16 protein-coding genes and 1 pseudogene are annotated in these 17,846 nt (G+C 75.1%); 7 read left to right on the top strand and 10 right to left on the bottom strand.

Annotation, left to right across the window (positions count from 1 at the left end; translation table 11 throughout):
* Window positions 1-62: 62 nt before the first annotated feature.
* Window positions 63-794, bottom strand: coding sequence for a VIT1/CCC1 transporter family protein (locus ABZY13_RS24950; RefSeq protein ID WP_356634390.1), 732 nt, complete (start codon window positions 792-794; stop codon window positions 63-65).
* Window positions 795-1,025: 231 nt separating this feature from the next.
* On the opposite strand from ABZY13_RS24950, the gene ABZY13_RS24945 reads away from it, so the two are divergent.
* The 7 genes from ABZY13_RS24945 to ABZY13_RS24915 are packed head-to-tail and all read left to right on the top strand — an operon-like array spanning window position 1,026 to window position 9,266.
* On the top strand, window positions 1,026-2,645 hold the full coding sequence (locus tag ABZY13_RS24945) for an ADP-ribosylglycohydrolase family protein (RefSeq protein WP_356634388.1): 1,620 nt from the start codon (window positions 1,026-1,028) through the stop codon (window positions 2,643-2,645).
* Entirely contained in the window at window positions 2,642-3,772 is a 1,131-nt protein-coding gene (locus tag ABZY13_RS24940; protein WP_356634386.1) for an ADP-ribosylglycohydrolase family protein, read from the top strand. The genes ABZY13_RS24945 and ABZY13_RS24940 overlap by 4 nt, the downstream gene beginning before the upstream one ends.
* Before the next feature lie 8 nt (window positions 3,773-3,780).
* Window positions 3,781-4,956 (top strand): ADP-ribosylglycohydrolase family protein, encoded by a 1,176-nt coding sequence (locus ABZY13_RS24935; protein WP_356634384.1) that lies wholly within the window; start codon window positions 3,781-3,783, stop codon window positions 4,954-4,956.
* Window positions 4,944-6,329, top strand: coding sequence for an ADP-ribosylglycohydrolase family protein (locus ABZY13_RS24930; RefSeq protein WP_356634382.1), 1,386 nt, complete (start codon window positions 4,944-4,946; stop codon window positions 6,327-6,329). Before ABZY13_RS24935 ends, ABZY13_RS24930 begins: the two co-directional genes overlap by 13 nt.
* Window positions 6,326-7,219, top strand: a complete 894-nt coding sequence (rbsK, locus tag ABZY13_RS24925; RefSeq protein WP_356634380.1) for a ribokinase — start codon at window positions 6,326-6,328, stop codon at window positions 7,217-7,219. The genes ABZY13_RS24930 and rbsK overlap by 4 nt, the downstream gene beginning before the upstream one ends.
* Window positions 7,216-8,460, top strand: a complete 1,245-nt coding sequence (locus ABZY13_RS24920; protein WP_356634378.1) for a CoA transferase — start codon at window positions 7,216-7,218, stop codon at window positions 8,458-8,460. Before rbsK ends, ABZY13_RS24920 begins: the two co-directional genes overlap by 4 nt.
* The gene (locus tag ABZY13_RS24915) at window positions 8,457-9,266 is read left to right on the top strand and encodes a CoA ester lyase (protein ID WP_356634376.1); all 810 of its coding nucleotides are present in this window, start codon (window positions 8,457-8,459) and stop codon (window positions 9,264-9,266) included. Before ABZY13_RS24920 ends, ABZY13_RS24915 begins: the two co-directional genes overlap by 4 nt.
* 281 nt (window positions 9,267-9,547) lie before the next feature.
* Here the strand turns inward: ABZY13_RS24915 and lgt are convergent.
* The 9 genes and pseudogenes from lgt to ABZY13_RS24870 all read right to left on the bottom strand — a co-directional run.
* Window positions 9,548-10,381, bottom strand: a pseudogene (gene lgt, locus ABZY13_RS24910) (prolipoprotein diacylglyceryl transferase); the annotation flags it as partial.
* Between the two features lie 72 nt (window positions 10,382-10,453).
* Window positions 10,454-11,230, bottom strand: coding sequence for a thioredoxin domain-containing protein (locus tag ABZY13_RS24905; protein ID WP_356634374.1), 777 nt, complete (start codon window positions 11,228-11,230; stop codon window positions 10,454-10,456).
* Between the two features lie 104 nt (window positions 11,231-11,334).
* Window positions 11,335-12,150, bottom strand: coding sequence for a tryptophan synthase subunit alpha (gene trpA, locus ABZY13_RS24900; RefSeq protein WP_356634372.1), 816 nt, complete (start codon window positions 12,148-12,150; stop codon window positions 11,335-11,337).
* Window positions 12,147-13,433 (bottom strand): tryptophan synthase subunit beta, encoded by a 1,287-nt coding sequence (gene trpB / locus ABZY13_RS24895; RefSeq protein WP_356634370.1) that lies wholly within the window; start codon window positions 13,431-13,433, stop codon window positions 12,147-12,149. Before trpB ends, trpA begins: the two co-directional genes overlap by 4 nt.
* A gap of 299 nt (window positions 13,434-13,732) precedes the next feature.
* Window positions 13,733-14,542: an indole-3-glycerol phosphate synthase TrpC gene (gene trpC / locus ABZY13_RS24890; protein ID WP_356634368.1), complete on the bottom strand. Its 810-nt coding sequence runs from the start codon at window positions 14,540-14,542 to the stop codon at window positions 13,733-13,735.
* A gap of 140 nt (window positions 14,543-14,682) precedes the next feature.
* Window positions 14,683-15,105: a DUF2752 domain-containing protein gene (locus tag ABZY13_RS24885; protein ID WP_356634366.1), complete on the bottom strand. Its 423-nt coding sequence runs from the start codon at window positions 15,103-15,105 to the stop codon at window positions 14,683-14,685.
* A gap of 104 nt (window positions 15,106-15,209) precedes the next feature.
* Window positions 15,210-15,494 (bottom strand): HGxxPAAW family protein, encoded by a 285-nt coding sequence (locus tag ABZY13_RS24880; RefSeq protein WP_356634364.1) that lies wholly within the window; start codon window positions 15,492-15,494, stop codon window positions 15,210-15,212.
* A 159-nt stretch (window positions 15,495-15,653) separates the two neighbouring features.
* Complete coding sequence (locus ABZY13_RS24875; protein ID WP_356634362.1) at window positions 15,654-16,304, bottom strand: TIGR02234 family membrane protein; 651 nt, start codon at window positions 16,302-16,304, stop codon at window positions 15,654-15,656.
* A gap of 25 nt (window positions 16,305-16,329) precedes the next feature.
* Complete coding sequence (locus ABZY13_RS24870) at window positions 16,330-17,844, bottom strand: anthranilate synthase component I (protein ID WP_356634360.1); 1,515 nt, start codon at window positions 17,842-17,844, stop codon at window positions 16,330-16,332.
* Window positions 17,845-17,846: the final 2 nt, after the last annotated feature.

The raw sequence follows: 17,846 nt of genomic DNA, 5'->3' as shown, positions 1-17,846 counted from the left end.
TAAGCGTTCGAAACCACCGAGTAACGACTAGTTATGCGGTCCCATGCATAAGTTCCAGCCACCTATCCTACGGCCACCCCGAAGAGAGTGCCCAGGGCGTACGTCACACCGGCCGCCGCGCCGCCGAGGGCGAGCTGCCGCAGTCCGCTGAACCACCAGCTGCGCGCGGTCACCTTGGCGACCACGGCCCCGCACCCGAAGAGCCCGGCGAGCGCCAGCAGTACGGCGGGCCACAGGGCGCTCGCGCCGAGCAGATACGGCAGGACGGGAAGCAGGGCGCCCAGCGCGAAGGAGCCGAAGCTGGACACCGCGGCGACGGCCGGCGAGGGCAGATCGGAGGGGTCGATGCCGAGTTCCTCGCGGGCATGGATCTCCAGTGCCTGCTCGGGGTCCCGGGACAGCTGCCGGGCCACCTCGCGGGCGAGGCCGGGTTCGACGCCGCGGGTCTGGTAGAGGGCGGCCAGCTCGGCCTCCTCGTCCTTGGGGTGCCTGCGCAGTTCGCGCCGCTCCACGTCCAGCTCGGCCTCGACCAGCTCGCGCTGGGAGGCGACGGAGGTGTACTCGCCGGCCGCCATGGAGAAGGCGCCGGCGGCGAGGCCCGCGAGGCCGGTGAGCACGACGGCCCGGTGGCTCACCGATCCGCCGGCGACGCCGGTCATCAGGGCGAGGTTGGAGACCAGGCCGTCCATCGCGCCGAACACGGCGGGGCGCAGCCAGCCGCCGTTGACGTCGCGGTGGGTGTGGTTGTCGCGGTGCGCCTCGTGCAGCGCCGCCTCGGTCTCGATGATGGCCATGTTCCGGCCCCCCAAACGCTTCTTTGGACTCGTTCTACTTTTCGACTCCAACCTGAGTAGACCTCCCGAAGGCCTCCCGCCAGCAAGGAAAGGCTGGGCTAACCTGCGGTTTTACCCTCCGTCGCTCATCCGTCCGGGATCAGGCTCAGATGTCGACCGGGTGACAGCGGCACCGGCCGGGCTGCGCCGCGGACGGCACCGGGGAGAGATCCGCAAAGGAGAGGAGAAGCGATGGCATCGATCGCCTGCGTTCCCTCGGTCCCCGCCCCCGGGGACGCCGCCCGGCTCCGCGACCGGGCCCGCGGCGCCCTGCTCGGCCTCGCCGTCGGCGACGCCCTGGGCGCACCCGCCGAGAACCTCACGCCCTCCCAGATCCGCGCCCGCTGGGGCCGCATCACCGGCTACGTCGCCGAGGAGCCCGCGGGCACCGACGACACCGAGTACGCGATCTTCTCGGGCCTGCTGCTGGCCCGGCACGGCTGCGCCCTCACCCCCGCCCACGCGGAGGCGGCCTGGCACGCCTGGATCGCCGACCGCGCCGAGGGGCCCTTCCGGGGCGCGGGCTTCAGTGAGCGCGGCACGCTGGAGAACCTCCGCCGGGGCCTGGCCGCGCCGGTCTCCGCCCAGCACCGCCACGCCTGGAGCGACGGGCTGGCGATGCGGGCGGCCCCGTTCGGGGTGTTCGCCGCGGGCCGCCCCGCCGAGGCGGCCCGGCTCGTCGCCGTCGACGGCTCGGTCAGCCACGACGGCGAGGGCATCTACGGCGGCCAGGCGGTCGCCGCCGGGGTCGCGGCGGCGATGGCGGGCGCGCCGGTCGGCGTGGTGGTGGCCTCCGCGCTGGCGGTCCTGCCCGACGACTCCTGGACGGCACGCTCGTTGCGCCGGGCCGTGGCCGTCGCCCACCGCGGTGAACGGGCGGTGCGCTCCGCGGTCGTCATCGGCGGTTACCCCTGGACCGACCTCGCCCCCGAGGCGGTCGCCCTCGCCTTCGGGGCGTACGCGTCGGCCGACGGCGACTTCCGGGAGGCCGTGCTCACCGCCGTCAACATGGGCCGCGACGCCGACACCACGGGTGCGGTCGCGGGAGCCCTGGCCGGGGCGACGCTGGGCGCCTCGGCGATCCCGCCCGAGTGGGCGTCGGCCATCGGCCCGGCCCGCGGCACCTGTCTTCCGTCGATGGCGGGCCACCATGTGCTGGAGGTGGCGGACCTGCTGACACCGGGGGCGGGGGCGGCGGAGGGAGGCGCAGAGGAGCGGATTTCCCGGCGGGGGGCGGCGCGTGTGCGGGGGGCAGCGCGTGTGCGGGGGGCAGCGGCCGTACGGGGAGCAGCAGCCGTACGGGGAGCAGCAGCCGTACCAGAGGCAGCACCCGCACGGGAAGCAGCAGCCGCACGGCAAGCAGCAGCCCGGCCACAGGCAGCACCCGTGCCCGAGCCGACTCACGGGCACGAGGCGGAAACCGTGCCGTGTGCGGGCGCCGCTCCCGCGCCGACCGCCCTCCCCGCGGCCGGCGCGGGACCCGGTGCGGACGCCCGACAGGTGCCGGATCCCGCCCGCCGGCCGGACCAGGCACCGGTACCGGATCCCCTGCGCGAGCCGCATCCCGCAGGCGGGCCGGCCGTCGTCCCGGACGTCGCCGCCTGCTCACCCCCTGACGCGAACACCCCGCACGAACCCGCCCCCGCACGGAACGCGAACCTCGTGCACGAGCCGGCCCCCGCCCCCGGGCCTGCCCCCTTCTCCGGGCCTGCCCCCGTCCCCGCCGACACCGGCCCGCCCGCCGGGCCCGACTCCGCCCCCGACCCCGCCGACTACGTCCTCGTCTCCGACCGGGACGAGGCGCGGCCGTGAGCGGCGCACGGGCCGGGCGGCGTGTCGAGGGGCTGTTGCTCGGGCTCGCCGCCGGGGACGCCGCCGGCTGGCCCGCAGCCCGGCACCGGGCCGCGCGGATGCCCGAGTGGACCCGGCGGCTCACCCGCGAGCTGGACGCCTTCGCCGAGCAGAACGCCACCACCACCCTGCCCGTGCCCATCGCCCTCAACCAGCCCCCCGGCCCGCTGCGCCTCGGGCCCTCCGACGACGCCGAGTGGGCGGCGTTCGCGGCCGAGGCGGTGCTGCGCGCGGGCGACGACGGCGCGCTCGGCGACCTGAGCCGGGAGCGCCGGATCCGCGCGGCCATCGACCTGACCTGGTCGGCCGTGGCGAGCGAGGTCGCGGCGGCCGCCGAACGCGCCGCGGGGACCGAGTCCGCGGTGCTGCCGCTGCGCGCCCGCATCTCCGTGCGGGCCGGTCTCGGCAACCTCGCCACCGGGCTGCGCCCGCCCGCCACCGGCCACGACAACCCGCACTACTTCGACGACGCGGCGTGCGTCCGGGCCTGTGCGCTGGCCGTGGCCCACCCCGGCGACCCGGCGTCCGCCGCCGCGCTCGCCGAGTTCGACGCCCGCTACACCCAGGACGGCGACGGCGTCCACGGCGCCCGCGCGATGGCCGCCGCGGTGTCCCTCGCGCTGGCCGGCGCCGGCGCCGGGGAGTGCGTCGCGGCGGCCGTGGCCGAGCTGCCCGAGGAGACGGAGATCGGCCGCAACGCCCGCCACGCGCTGCGGCTGGCGGCGGACGCCGGGAGCGCCTTCGCGCTCGTCCCGCCGCTGGAGCACCAGATCGTCGACCACGTCTACAGCTACGGCGTCGCCGCCGCCGAGACCGTGCCCGTCGCCCTGGCGCTGGCGAGCGCCGCGCACGGCCGGATCGCCGAGGCGGTGCCCGCGGCGGCCTGTCTGTCGCGGGTCGCCGACTCGGCCCCCGCCCTGGCCGGCGCCCTCACCGGAGCGCTCGGCGGCGGCGCGGCGGTCCCGGCGTCCTGGCGCGACGCCTGCCGACTGCTCTCCGGCTGCGTCCTGCCCCGCCTCACCGGCACCGACCTGGTGGAACTCGCCGAACTCCTGGAAGCCGCACAACCGGCCCCACCAGGAGGATGATTCGGGGCATGACGCCCAAAGGAGAACCAGGCCGAGCGCACACCCTGGACGAGCGGATCACCGGCGCGCTGGTCGGCGCGGCCGTCGGCGACGCCCTCGGCGGGCCCGTCGAGGGCTACTCGCCGCAGCAGATCGTCGAGCGGCACGGCGGCCGGGTGCACGGCGTCGTCGGCCCCTGGAACGGCGACGCCTGGCGCACGGCCCGGCCCATCGCCCCGTACCACAAGGGCGACGGCCACGTCACCGACGACACCTTGATGACCCACGCGCTGGTCCGGGTGTACGCGACGGTCCGCGACCACCTCGACGCCTACGCCGTCGCCGAGCACCTGGTGCCCGACCTGATGACGAACCCGCGCTGGATCCCCGAACTGGAGGCCGAGGCGCTGCCGTTGCAGCGGATCTTCCTCGCCGAGAAGTGGCTCGTGACCCGGCTGCACTACGGCCACGCCGATCCGCGCGAGGCGGGCGCCGGCAACATCGTCAACTGCGGGGCCGCGATGTACATGGCGCCGGTCGGCCTGGTCAACGCGGCCGACCCGCGGGCCGCGTACGCGGAGGCGCTGGACGTCGCGGGCGCGCACCAGTCGTCGTACGGCCGGGAGGCGGCGGGCGTGTTCGCGGCGGCGGTGGCCGCGGCCTGCGCTCCGGGGGCGACGGCGGACTCGGTGGTGGCGGCGTGTCTGTCACTGGCGAAGGACGGCACCCGGGCGGCGATCGAGCGGGTCTGCGAAGCGGCCTGCCGCTACTCGGACTTCGAGTCGGCGCTGGTGCCGCTGCGGGAGGCGGTGGCGCCGTACGACACCGTCGGCCCCGACTACCGGTCGCCGTCGCTGGGCGCCCGGCGGCCCTCACGGCTGCACTCGATCGAGGAACTGCCCGTCGCGCTGGGCATGCTGGTGGTGGCGGGCGGCGACTTCCGGCACGCGGTGCTCGGTTCGGTGAACTACGGCCGGGACTGCGACTCGATCGCCACCATGGCCGGCGCGCTCGCGGGCGCGCTCGGTTCGCCGGTGCCGCGGGAGTGGGCGAAGACGGTGGCCGAGGCCAGCCGGATCGACCTGTGGGAGCCCGCGCGCGAACTCGCCGCGGTGGCCCGGGAGGTGTTCGCGCGGGACGTGGAGCGGCGCCGCGCGCACGAGGAGATGTTCGCCGCGCTGGGAGGCGTCGAATGCTGCGACTGACCTGGGTCCAGCCCGAGGACCTGATCGGCCACGAACTGCGCCAGGCCCGGCAGGACGGCCGCGAGCCGAAGGCCGTCGCCAGGCGCTGGGCCGCGGCCGGCGGCCACGACGCCCCGCTGCGGGCGGGCGCGTCCGAGCAGCCGGCTTCCCGGTACCTGCGGCTGCTCGCGGAGGACCTGCTCGACGAACTCGCCGACCTGCCCAGCCGGTTGGCGGAGCACGAGCCGACCGGGCTGGAGCGGATCAGGGCCCTGTGCCCCAACTGGCCCGCCGGGCCCGTCTCCAGCGCCCCTGTCCCGGACCGTGCCCGGCTGCACGCCGCCTGGCTGGGCCGGGCCGTGGGCTGCCTGCTCGGCAAGCCGGTCGAGAAGCTTCCCCTGGAGGGCATCCGCCTGCTCGCCCACGCCACCGGCAACCGGCCCCTGTCCGGCTACTTCACCGCCCGCGGCGTGACCGCCGACCTCGCCGCGAAGTACCCCTGGAACCGGCGCTCGGCGGGCACCTCGCTGGCCGAGAACATCGACGGCATGCCCGAGGACGACGACCTCAACTACCCCCTGCTCAACCTGCTGCTGCTCCGACGTCACGGCCACGGCTTCACCACCGACGACGTGGCCCGCCTCTGGCTGGACGAGCTGCCCGCCGGCCGCGCCTTCACCGCCGAACGCGTCGCCTACCGCAACCTCCTGAGCGGCATCGAGCCCCCGGGCACCGCCCGCCACCGCAACCCCTTCCGCGAGTGGATCGGCGCCCTCATCCGCGCCGACGTGCACGGCTGGACCAACCCCGGGGACCCCGCGTCCGCCGCCGCGCAGGCCCACCGCGACGCCGTCCTCACCCACACCGCCAACGGCGTCTACGCCGCCATGTTCACGGCGGCGACCGTCGCCACCGCCGCCGTCTCGACCGGCCCCGGCGACGTCCACGCCTGTCTGCGCACCGGCCTGACCGTGGTCCCGCCGCGCTCCCGGCTCGCCCGGGCCGTCCGGCACGCGATCCGGCTCGCCGAGACCACCGAGGACTTCGACACGGTCGTGGACGAACTCCACGCCACCCACGCCGCCGCCTACCACTGGGTCCACGCCGTGCCCAACACCGCCCTGATCGCCGCCGCCCTCACCCACGCGGACGGCGACTTCACCGGCTCGATCTGCCGCGCGGTCTCCGGCGGCTGGGACACCGACTCGAACGGGGCGACGGCGGGCAGCGTGGCCGCGCTGCTCACCGCCGGCCCGCGGGCGCTGCCCGAGCACTGGACCGCCCCGCTGAAGAACCGCCTGTCGACCTCCGTCGCCGACTTCCACGGCACCGGCTTCGACACCCTCGCCGACCTGACGGCCGACCTCATCCACCAGGAGGCCCCCCGCCCATGACCCACATCGTCGTGCTGGGCAGCACCAACATGGACCTCGTCGCCTACGTCGAGAAGGCCCCGCAGCGCGGGGAGACCGTGACCGGCCGGGAGTTCCGCACCATCCCCGGCGGCAAGGGCGCCAACCAGGCCGTCGCCGCCGCCCGCGCCGGCGGCACCGTCTCGATGATCGGCGCGGTCGGCAACGACGCCTTCGGCTCCCGGCTGCGCTCCACCCTCGAACACTCCGGCGTCAACACCGACCATCTGCGCACCACCGAGGGACCGTCCGGCACCGCCCACATCGTCGTGGACGACGAGGGCGGCAACGCGATCGTCGTGATCCCCGCCGCCAACGGCGCCGTCGACCGGCTCGTCCCCCGCGACGAAGGGCTGATCGCCGGCGCCGACGCGCTCCTGCTCCAGCTGGAGATCCCCCTGTCCGCGGTCGTCGCGGGCGCGACCGTCGCCCGCGCGCACGGCGTCCGTACGATCCTCACCCCCGCCCCGGCCCGGCCGCTGCCCGCCGAACTCCTCGACGCCACCGACCTGCTGGTGCCCAACGAGCACGAGGCGACCGCCCTCACCGGCCGCACCGACCCGCTGGAGGCGGCCGGCACCCTGCTCGACCGGGTCCCCGAGGTGGTCGTCACCCTCGGCGCAGCCGGCAGCCTCTACGCGGCCCGGGGCGCGCAGCCGGTGACCGTGCCCGCGCCCCGGGTCGCCGCCGTCGACTCCACCGGCGCCGGCGACACCTTCGTCGGCGCCCTCGCGGTGGCCGTCGGCGAGGGCCGGCCCATGCCCGAGGCGCTGGCCTGGGCCGCGACGGCCGCCGCACTGTCCGTCCAGCGCGAGGGAGCGTCGGCGTCGATGCCGTACCGCTCGGAGATCGAGGCACGGTTCACGTCATGAGCGGCACGAACGGAACGAACCCCACCCACGCGGTGAACGGCGCGGGCGCACCGGGCGCCCCGCCCCTGGGCGGACTGCGCGTCCTGGACCTCGCCACCCTCTTCGCCGGCCCGCTCGCCGCCACCCTGCTCGGCGACTTCGGCGCGGAGGTGATCAAGGTCGAGCACCCTACCCGCCCCGACCCCTCCCGCGGCCACGGCCCGGCCAAGGACGGCGTGGGCCTGTGGTGGAAGCTGCTCGGCCGCAACAAGCGCGCCATCACCCTCGACCTGTCCACGCCCGGCGGCCGTGCCACCCTGCTGCGGCTCGCCGCCGGCGCGGACGTGATCGTGGAGAACTTCCGCCCCGGCACTCTGGAGAAGTGGGGCCTGGGCTGGCCGGAACTGTCCGCCGCCAACCCCCGTCTGGTGCTCGCCCGGGTCACCGCCTTCGGCCAGTTCGGCCCCTACGCGCACCGGCCCGGCTTCGGCACCCTCGCCGAGGCGATGAGCGGCTTCGCCGCGATCACCGGCGAGCCGGACGCGCCCCCGACCCTACCGCCGTTCGGCCTCGCCGACTCCATCGCCGGTCTGGCGACCGCGTACGCCGTCCTGACCGCGCTGGCCGCGCGTGGGCGCACCGGCGAGGGGCAGGTGGTCGACATGGCGATCATCGAGCCGATCCTCACCGTCCTCGGCCCCCACCCCCTCTGGTACGACCAGCTGGGCCACCTCCAGCCGCGCACCGGCAACCGCTCCCAGAACAACGCCCCGCGCAACACCTACCGCACCGCCGACGGCAGCTGGGTCGCGGTGTCCACGTCGGCGCAGTCGGTCGCCGAGCGGGTGGTGCGCCTGGTGGGCCGAGCCGACCTGATCGACGAGCCGTGGTTCGCCGACGGCTCCGGGCGGGCCGCCCACGCCGACGTGCTGGACGAGGCGGTCGGCGGCTGGATCGCCGCCCGCACCCGCGAGGAGGTGCTGGCCGCGTTCGAGAAGGCGGAGGCGGCCGTCGCGCCGGTGCAGGACGTCCGGGACGTGATGGCGGACCCGCAGTACCGGGCGCTCGACACGATCACCACGGTCGAGGACCCGGAACTGGGCCCGCTGCGCATGCAGAACGTCCTGTTCCGGCTCTCCGCCACGCCCGGCGCCATCCGCTGGGCGGGCCGCCCGCACGGCGCGGACACCGACGCGGTCCTCGCCGAACTCGGCCTCACCCGCGCCGAGGTGGCGGCCCTGCGGGAGGAGGGCGCCCTGTGACCCCGCTGACCTGGCTTTACGCCCCCGGCGACCGGCCCGACGTCGTCGCCAAGGCGCTCGCCGCCGGCGCCGACGTGGTGATCGTCGACCTGGAGGACGCGGTCGCCCCGCACCGCAAGGAGTACGCCAGAAGGGCCACCGCCGAGCTGCTGGCCGAGGCGCACGCGACGCCGGTCCACGTCCGCGTGAACGCCCTCGACGGCCCCGGGGCGGCGGCCGATCTGACGGCGCTGGCGGCGCTGCCGGGCCTGTCCGGGCTGCGGCTGCCGAAGGTGACGTCGCCCCGGCAGGTGGTGGACGTCGCCGGCACGACCGGGCCGGTGCCGCTGTACGCCCTGCTGGAGACGGCCCTGGCCGTCGAGCACGCCTACCCGATCGCCGCCGCCCATCCCGCCCTGCGCGGCGTCGCCCTGGGCGAGGCGGACCTGCGGGCCGATCTCGGCGCGGGGGACGACCGGGGCCTGGACTGGTCGCGCTGCCGGGTGATCGTCGCCGCCCGGGCGGCCGGGCTCGCGCCGACGCCGCAGTCGGTGCATCCGGACGTGCGGGACCTGGAAGGGCTGCGGGAGTCGTGCGCGCGCGGGCGGGCGCTGGGGTTCCTCGGCCGGGCGGCGATCCATCCCCGTCAGCTGCCGGTCATCGAGCGGGCCTATCTGCCGACCGCGCGGGAGATCGAGCGGGCCGCGTCGATCGTCGAGGCGGCGGCCGTCGACGCGGGCGCGCAGGCCCTGCCGGACGGCGGCTTCGTGGACGCGGCGGTGGTGAAGGCGGCACGGCGCACACTGGCGCTGGCGCAGCGCCGCTGACGTCGACGCCGACGGTGACATGCGGGGAGGGCGCCCGGAACGACTCCGGACGCCCTCCCCGTACGATGTGCGGCCGTCGGGCCCGGGTGTCACGCCTTCTTCGCGGACCCGGCCCCGTCCTCGGCCACGTCGCTCGACCCCGGCTGCGCGCCGGTCTCGGCCTGCGCACCGCCGTCCGTCGTGGACCCGGCGTCGCCCTCGGCCTCGGCGGCGTCGGACTTGCCGTCGGCCCCGGCGGCGGTCTCGTCGGCGTCCCCGGCATCACCGGAAACGCCCTCGGCGTCGCCGTCGGAGGTCTGCGCCCCCGGCTCGATCACGTCCTCCCGGCCCGGCCGCTTCTTCGCCGAGACCACGATGTACACCACGGCGAGCAGGAACACCACCAGCGCGGTCCAGTTGTTCAGCCGCAGGCCCAGGATCTCGTGGGCGTCGTCCACACGCATGTACTCGATCCAGAACCGGCCCGCGCAGTACGCCGCGACGTACAGGGCGAAGGACCGCCCGTGGCCCAGCTTGAAGCGCCGGTCGGCCCAGATGACCAGCAGCGCGACGCCGATGCACCACAGCGACTCGTAGAGGAACGTCGGGTGGTAGTAGCCCGGCACCCGGCCGTCCGCCGTGGAGGTGATGTGCACGGCCCACGGCAGGTCGGTCTCCCGGCCGTACAGCTCCTGGTTGAACCAGTTGCCCCAGCGGCCGATGGCCTGGGCGAGCGCGATGCCGGGGGCGACGGCGTCGGCGTAGGCCGGCAGCGGGATCCCGCGACGGCGGCAGCCGATCCACGCGCCCACCGCGCCCAGCGCGATCGCGCCCCAGATGCCGAGGCCGCCCTCCCAGATCTTGAAGGCGTCCACCCAGTCACGGCCCTCGCTGAAGTACAGCTGGTAGTCCGTGATCACGTGGTAGAGCCGGCCTCCGATCAGGCCGAACGGCACGGCCCAGACCGCGATGTCGGCCACCGTGCCGGCCCGACCGCCGCGGGCGATCCAGCGACGGTTGCCGAGCCATACGGCCACGAAGACGCCGATGATGATGCAGAACGCGTAGCCGCGCAGCGGAACGGGGCCGAGGTGCAGCACACCGCTCGACGGGCTGGGAATGTAGGCAAGTTCCATGGCAGGGTCGACGCTACCGTGCCGGGCGCGCCCGGCGGCGGGCGGCCCGGCAACGGCTCCATAACGGGGCGCTCACCCCTGAGCGGCCCGCTGCACCTGCTGCTTCAGCTTGGCGGGCGTCATCGACCGGTCCTCGTAGATGTTCTTGCCGTTGAGCAGCACGGTGGGCGTGCCGGTGAAGCCGCCCTTGGTGAAGGCCTCGGCGGACTTGTCGACCCAGGCGTCGTGGGTGCCGTCCTTGACGCAGGTGCGGAAGGCCGGGGTGTCCAGTCCCTCGACCTTGCCGGCCAGTTCGATGAGCCGGTCCTCGTCGGCGAAGTCGTCCTCGGGCTCGGGCGGCTGGCTGTCGAACAGCACGTCGTGGTAGGGGACGAACCTGCCGGCGTCCTGCGCGCAGGCCGCGGCGTTGGCGGCCTTGCGGGAGCCGCTGCCGCCCATGTTGCCGTCGATGATGGTCGCCAGCCGGTACTCGACCTTGAGCTGCCCGGCGTCGGTGAGTTCGTGGACGGTCGAGCGGTACGTCGTCTCGAAGGACTTGCAGGCAGGGCAGCGGAAGTCCTCCCAGACCGTGAGCGTCGACCTGGCGGTGTCCTTGCCGACGGGGATGGCCAGGCTGTCCTCGCCGTTGGCCCCCGAGGGCGCCACCAGGGGGCCCGCGCTCTCCTCCTCGTCCTTGCCGGCGTTGGCGGCGATGACGCCGATCACCGCCGCGAGGGCGAGGACGCAGACCACCGCCCCGCCCACCACCAGGCCGCGCCTGCGCTTCTCGGCGGCCTTCTGCTTCTCTCGCTCGGCCGCCAGCCGCTCTCGGGCGGTGCGGCGCTTACCGTCACGGTTCTTCTCGCTCACACCCCGCAGAACGAACCGGGGAGGCGCACCGCGCCTCCCCGGTCCCAGGTCCACCCGTTCGAGTGACCGATATTTCCCTTACGCCTGACGGCGCGCGCCGGGCGTCACGCCTGTCCGCGAACGCCCTTCGCCAGCTTGCCGGCGAGCGCCCGCACGGCCTCCACGCCGGCCGCGTCGTCCGGCGCGTCCAGCATCCGCTTGACGAAGGCGGAGCCGACGATCACGCCGTCGGCGAAGCCGGCGACCTCGGCGGCCTGGGCGGCGTTGGAGACGCCGAGGCCGACGCAGACCGGCAGGTCGGTGGTGGCGCGGGTGCGCTCCACCAGGTCCTGGGCCTGCGCGCCGACCGACTCGCGGGTGCCCGTGACGCCCATCAGGGAGGCGGCGTAGACGAATCCGCTGCCCGCCTCGGTGATCTCGGCGAGACGCTGGTCGCGGCTGCTGGGCGCGACGACGAAGACGGTCGCGAGGCCGTGCTTGTCGGCGTGCTCCCGCCACGGCGCCGACTCCTGTACGGGCAGGTCGGGCAGAATGCACCCGGCGCCGCCCGCCTCGGCCAGCTCGGCGGTGAACCGCTCGACGCCGTAGCGGTCGATGGGGTTCCAGTACGTCATGACGAGCACCGGCTTGCCGGTGGCCGCGTGGGCCTCCCGCACCGTGCGCATCACGTCGGCGATCTTCACGCCGCCGCGCAGGGCGATGTCGTCGGCGGTCTGGATGACGGGGCCGTCGAGGACGGGGTCGCTGTGCGGCAGCCCGACCTCCACGACGTCCGCGCCGCCGTCGAGGACGGCCTTGACCGCCTCGATGCCGCCGTCCACGGTGGGGAACCCGGCCGGAAGGTAGGCGATGAGGGCGGAGCGGCCCTCGGCCCTGGCCGCCGCCAGGGTGTCGCTCAACAGCTGGATGTTGCCGCTCACTTGGCGTCCCCCTCGATCTCGGCGGCGCCGCCGGCCTCGTCGGCGGCGACCTCGGCGTCGGTGTCGTACAGGCCGAAGTAGCGGGCGGCGGTGTCCATGTCCTTGTCGCCGCGCCCGGAGAGGTTGACGACGATCAGGCCGTCGGGGCCCAGTTCGCGGCCGACCTCCAGGGCCCCGGCGAGCGCGTGGGCGCTCTCGATGGCCGGGATGATCCCCTCGGTGCGCGAGAGCAGGCGCAGGGCCTGCATGGCGGCGTCGTCGGTGACGGCGCGGTACTCGGCGCGGCCCGTGTCCTTGAGGTAGGAGTGCTCGGGGCCGATGCCGGGATAGTCGAGGCCGGCGGAGATCGAGTAGGGCTCGGTGATCTGGCCCTCCTCGTCCTGGAGGACATAGCTGCGGGAGCCGTGCAGGATGCCGGGCTCGCCGGCGGTGAGGGTGGCCGCGTGCTCCCCGGTCTCCACTCCGTGTCCGGCGGGCTCGCAGCCGATGAGGCGGACGTCCGCGTCGGGGATGAAGGCGTGGAAGAGGCCGATGGCGTTGGAGCCGCCGCCGACGCAGGCGACGGCCGCGTCGGGGAGGCGGCCGGCGCGCTCCAGGAGCTGGCGGCGGGCCTCGACGCCGATGACCCGGTGGAAGTCGCGGACCATGGCCGGGAAGGGGTGCGGTCCGGCGACGGTGCCGAACAGGTAGTGGGTGTGGTCGACGTTGGCGACCCAGTCGCGGAAGGCCTCGTTGATGGCGTCCTTGAGCGTGCGGCTGCCGGACTTCACGGCGATGACCTCGGCGCCGAGCATGCGCATGCGGGCGACGTTGAGGGCCTGGCGCCGGGTGTCGATCTCGCCCATGTAGATGGTGCAGTCGAGGCCGAACAGCGCGCAGGCGGTCGCGGTGGCGACGCCGTGCTGGCCGGCGCCGGTCTCGGCGATGACCCGGGTCTTGCCCATGCGCTTGGTGAGCAGGGCCTGCCCGAGCACGTTGTTGATCTTGTGGGAGCCGGTGTGGTTGAGGTCCTCGCGCTTGAGGAAGACCCGGGCGCCGCCGGCGTGCTCGGCGAACCGCGGCACCTCGGTGAGGGCGCTGGGGCGGCCGGTGTAGTGGATCAGCAGGTCGTCGAGTTCGCGGGCGAACTCGGGGTCGGCCTTGGCCTTGTCGTACTCGACGGCGACCTCGTCGACGGCGGCGACGAGGGCCTCCGGGATGAACTTGCCGCCGAACGCGCCGAAGTAGCCTTCGGGGCTCGGCACCTGACCCTGGGGGTCGGGGATGAAGAACTCGCTGGGCATGAGTGAACCTCACGGTGAGTGTGTCGAGTGCACCGATCGCCGTGGGGCGGGAGGGATGTCGTCAGCCGGCCGCGGGACCGTGGTGACCGGTCGCGCGGTTCTCCGCGCCCCTGTCGGGGCGCTGCCATCGACGCCCGTTCACCTGGCCCGGCTCGTCTCCGATGACGTACCTCACCCGGCGCCCGTGCACCCTGCGTGCGGGCGCGCGGCAACCACGGGGGCGGCAGCCGCGCGCGAGGCGGGCGTGCCGGTCCACGGTCGTCGTCGTGAGAGTCATCGCGGCCAAGCCTATCGAAGGATCAGCCGCGCCCGTGGCGCAGTGCGGGGTGCTCGCCCGCCGCCACCAGGTCGGCCACCGCCGACCTGGGGTCGCGGCCGGTGACCAGGGACTCGCCGACCAGGACGGCGTCGGCGCCGGCGTTGGCGTAGGCGATCAGGTCGTGCGGGCCGCGGATGCCGGACTCGGCCACCTTGACGAGGTGGTCGGGGATGTCCGGGGCGAGCCGCTCGAAGGTGGTGCGGTCGACCTCGAGCGTCTTGAGGTTGCGGGCGTTGACGCCGATGACCTTGGCGCCGGCGTCCACCGCACGGTCGACCTCGTCCTCGTCGTGGACCTCGACGAGCGGGGTGAGCCCGATGGACTCGGCGCGCTCGATGAGGGACTCCAGGGCGGGCTGGTCGAGGGCGGCGACGATCAGCAGCGCGAGGTCGGCGCCGTACGCGCGGGCCTCCCACAGCTGGTACGAGGTGACGATGAAGTCCTTGCGCAGCACGGGGATGTCCACGCGGGCGCGGACGGCCTCGAGGTCGGCCAGCGAGCCGCCGAAGCGACGCTGCTCGGTGAGGACGGAGATGACGGCCGCGCCGCCCGCCTCGTAGTCGGCGGCGAGGCCGGCCGGGTCGGCGATCGCGGCGAGCGCGCCCTTGGAAGGGCTGGAGCGCTTGACCTCGCAGATGACCTTGACGCCGTCGCCGCGCAGGGCGGCGGCCCCGTCCTTGGCGGCGGGGGCCTTCGCCGCGCGCTCCTTGAGCTCGTCGAGGCTCACGCGCGCCTGCCGCTCCGCGAGGTCGGCACGGACTCCGTCGATGATCTCGTCGAGCACACTCACGCGAGCGGCCCCCTTCCAGACGGTGGGCATTCGATTCTCTGGGGCGAAACCGATGGTCACTGCGATGGTATCCGGAGCGGGGCGCATGCCCCGCATTCGGTTGACGCCGGTCCCAGTGGATGGACAGCCGCGCCGGGGCGTCAGGGGTGCAGCCAGCCGCCGAACGGCAGGTTCCGCACGACGGTGAAGACCAGCAGCAGCGCCCCCGCCGACCACAGCACGGCGGGCCGGGGATCGAGCCGGAGGGGACGGCCGCGCGCCGCGCGGACCACCCAGACGGTCCACAGCACGGCGAGGACCAGATAGCCGACGACGGCCGGCGCGTTGGCCTGCAGCGCCGCCGGGAGGTCGCCGTGCACGAAGGCGTGCGCGCTGCGCAGGCCGCCGCAACCGGGGCAGTACAGGCCGGTGAACCTCAGCAGCGGGCAGGCGGGGTAGTGGCCCGGTTCGCCCGGGTCGACGGCGCCCACGTAGGCGAAGGCGCCGGCGACGCCCGCCAGCACGGCGGCGGGCCGGGCCAGGCGGACCGCGATCGGGGCGAGGGCGCGGCTGTCGGCGTTCACCTCGGCATTGTGCCCTGCGCCCGGCCGCGGCGCGCGCGAGGGGCGGCCCGGCGCGGTGCCGGGCCGCCCCTCGGCGGGGTCGCGGCGGGAGGCCGTGCGGCGGCTCAGCCCTCGGCGCCGACCGGCTCGCGCTTGCCGACCTGCGGCTTGGCGGACGGCGCGGCGGTCTCCACCATCTTCAGCGGCTGGGCCTTGGGGGCGCCGAGGCCCATGGCGCGCATGATCATGCCGACGACGCCGCCGAGGACGATCAGCACCATGCCGGCCCAGAACCCCAGCGGGTTGGCCATCACCATGAAGGCGCCCGCCACGCAGAAACCGATGAAGGCGATGATGACACCGGTCCAGGCGGCCGGGGTGTGACCGTGCCCGTGGCTGCTGTCCGCCATTGCTTGCTCCTCGTTTGCCGTGTGTGCCCTGCGGGCCGGGTTGCCGTGTGCGTGGGTGAGCCTGCCGCTCGCTGCCATTGTCCCGTACGCGCGTGCGGCGCCGAGCCCGGGGGTCGCCACCGGCGGCGTCTGTTTCGCCACACTGCCCGCGCGGTGTCGTCAGGCGGGACCGGCGCCGGTCGGGTCCTCGCCGCGGTCGAGGGCCTTCCACAGGTCCTCGGGGCGGTCGGAGTCGGCGGCGGGGGCGCCCCGGCGCGGGCGGGGGGCGCCCGAGCGCTCGTAGCGGCCGGACATGGCGGGCCACCGGCTGCCGTAGCGCAGGGCGAGCAGTCCGGCGACGAGGATCAGCGCCCCGCCCGCGGCGGCGGCGTAGGGCCACGCGGTGTGGCTGAGCGCGTCGACGGTGGCGGCGGTGTCGCCGGAGGCCCGTGCGGCCTTCTCGTCCAGCGCGGAGCCGTCGAAGGCGCCGAGGAGGGCCGCGGCGACGGTGCCGGCGCCGCACAGGGCGAGCAGCGCGGCGACGGCGATCCGGCCGGCCCGGCGGACGGCGAAGACGGCGACGAGGGCGGCCAGGCCCACGATCGCGAGGGCGGCGGGGACGCCGGTGACGTCGCTGCCTCTCGCGGTGAGCGGGAAGGCGCCGCCGGCCACCGCGGCGGTGCCCTGCGCCCACTGCTGCCGGGTGGCCAGCAGCACCACGGCCGCGCCGAGGGCGCCGCACAGCAGGGCGAGCGCGAGACTCCGCCGGCCGGCCCTCGCGGGTCCTGGACCTTCGGAACGGGGGGTGGGAACAGCAGTCACGTACTCCACTATCGCGTGCCGCGGGGACGGACCGTCACCCGGGGTTCACGGCGGCGGCGTGAGAAGCGCCCCACTTCTTCAGCCGGTTCGCCGTGTGCACGGCACGCAGGACCGCCGCGGCCTTGTTGCGGCACTCCTGGTCCTCGGCGGCCGGGTCGGAGTCGGCGACGACGCCGGCGCCCGCCTGGACGTAGGCGGTGCCGTCGCGCAGCAGGGCCGTGCGGATGGCGATGGCGGTGTCGGAGTCGCCCGCGAAGTCGAGGTAGCCGACGCAGCCGCCGTACAGGCCGCGCCGGGACGGCTCCAGCTCGTCGATGATCTGCATCGCGCGCGGCTTGGGCGCTCCGGAGAGGGTGCCGGCCGGGAAGCAGGCGGTGAGCACGTCGAAGGCGGTGCGGCCGGGCGCCACCCGCCCGGTCACCGTGGAGACGATGTGCATGACGTGCGAGTACCGCTCGATGGACATGAAGTCCACGACCTCCACCGAGCCCGGTTCGCACACCCGCCCGAGGTCGTTGCGTCCGAGGTCGACCAGCATCAGGTGCTCGGCGCGCTCCTTGGGGTCGGCGAGCAGCTCGTCGGCGAGGGCCTGGTCCTCCTGCGGGGTGGCGCCGCGGTGCCGGGTGCCGGCGATGGGGTGGACCATCGCCCGGCCGTCCTCCACCTTGACCAGCGCCTCGGGGGACGAGCCGACGACGTCGAAGCCGTCGAAGCGCAGCAGGTACATGTACGGCGAGGGGTTGGTGGCCCGCAGCACCCGGTAGACGTCCAGCGCGCTCGCGGTGCACTCCGTTTCGAACCGCTGGGAGGGCACGACCTGGAAGGCCTCGCCGGCCCGGATGCGCTCCTTGATGTCCTCGACGGCGGCCCGGTAGTCGGCGCCGCCCCACAGCGCGCTGTATTCGGGCAGCTCGGAGGGCGGCAGCACGGCGGGCGGCTGGGCCACCGCGCGGGACAGGTCCGCCTCCATGGCGTCGAGGCGGGCGACCGCGTCGGCGTAGGCCTCGTCGACGCCGGAGTCGAGGTCGTTGTGGTTGATCGCGTTGGCGATCAGCAGGACGGAGCCCTCCCAGTGGTCCATCACGGCGAGGTCGCTGGTGAGGAGCATGGTCAGCTCGGGCAGGCGCAGGTCGTCCCGCTCGCCGGGGCCGATCTTCTCCAGCCGGCGGACGATGTCGTAGCCGAGGTAGCCGACCATGCCGCCGGTGAAGGGCGGCATGCCCTCCTGGTGCGGGGTGTGCAGGGCCTCGATGGTGGCGCGCAGGGCGGCGAGCGGATCGCCGCCCGTGGGGACGCCGACGGGCGGCTCGCCGAGCCAGTGGGCCTGTCCGTCGCGCGCGGTGAGGGTCGCGGCGGAGCGCACGCCGACGAAGGAGTACCGGGACCAGGAACGTCCGTTCTCGGCGGACTCCAGGAGGAAGGTGCCGGGCCGCTCGGCGGCGAGCTTGCGGTAGAGCGCGACGGGGGTGTCGCCGTCGGCCAGCAGCTTGCGGGTCACGGGGATGACGCGGCGGTCGGCGGCGAGCTTGCGGAACGTCTCGAGATCCATGG

This window comes from Streptomyces sp. NPDC006610 (assembly GCF_040611575.1).
Taxonomy (GTDB): domain Bacteria; phylum Actinomycetota; class Actinomycetes; order Streptomycetales; family Streptomycetaceae; genus Streptomyces.
The sequence above is the reverse complement of the archived record's forward strand: the minus strand, read 5'-3'. Positions and strand labels throughout refer to the sequence as shown.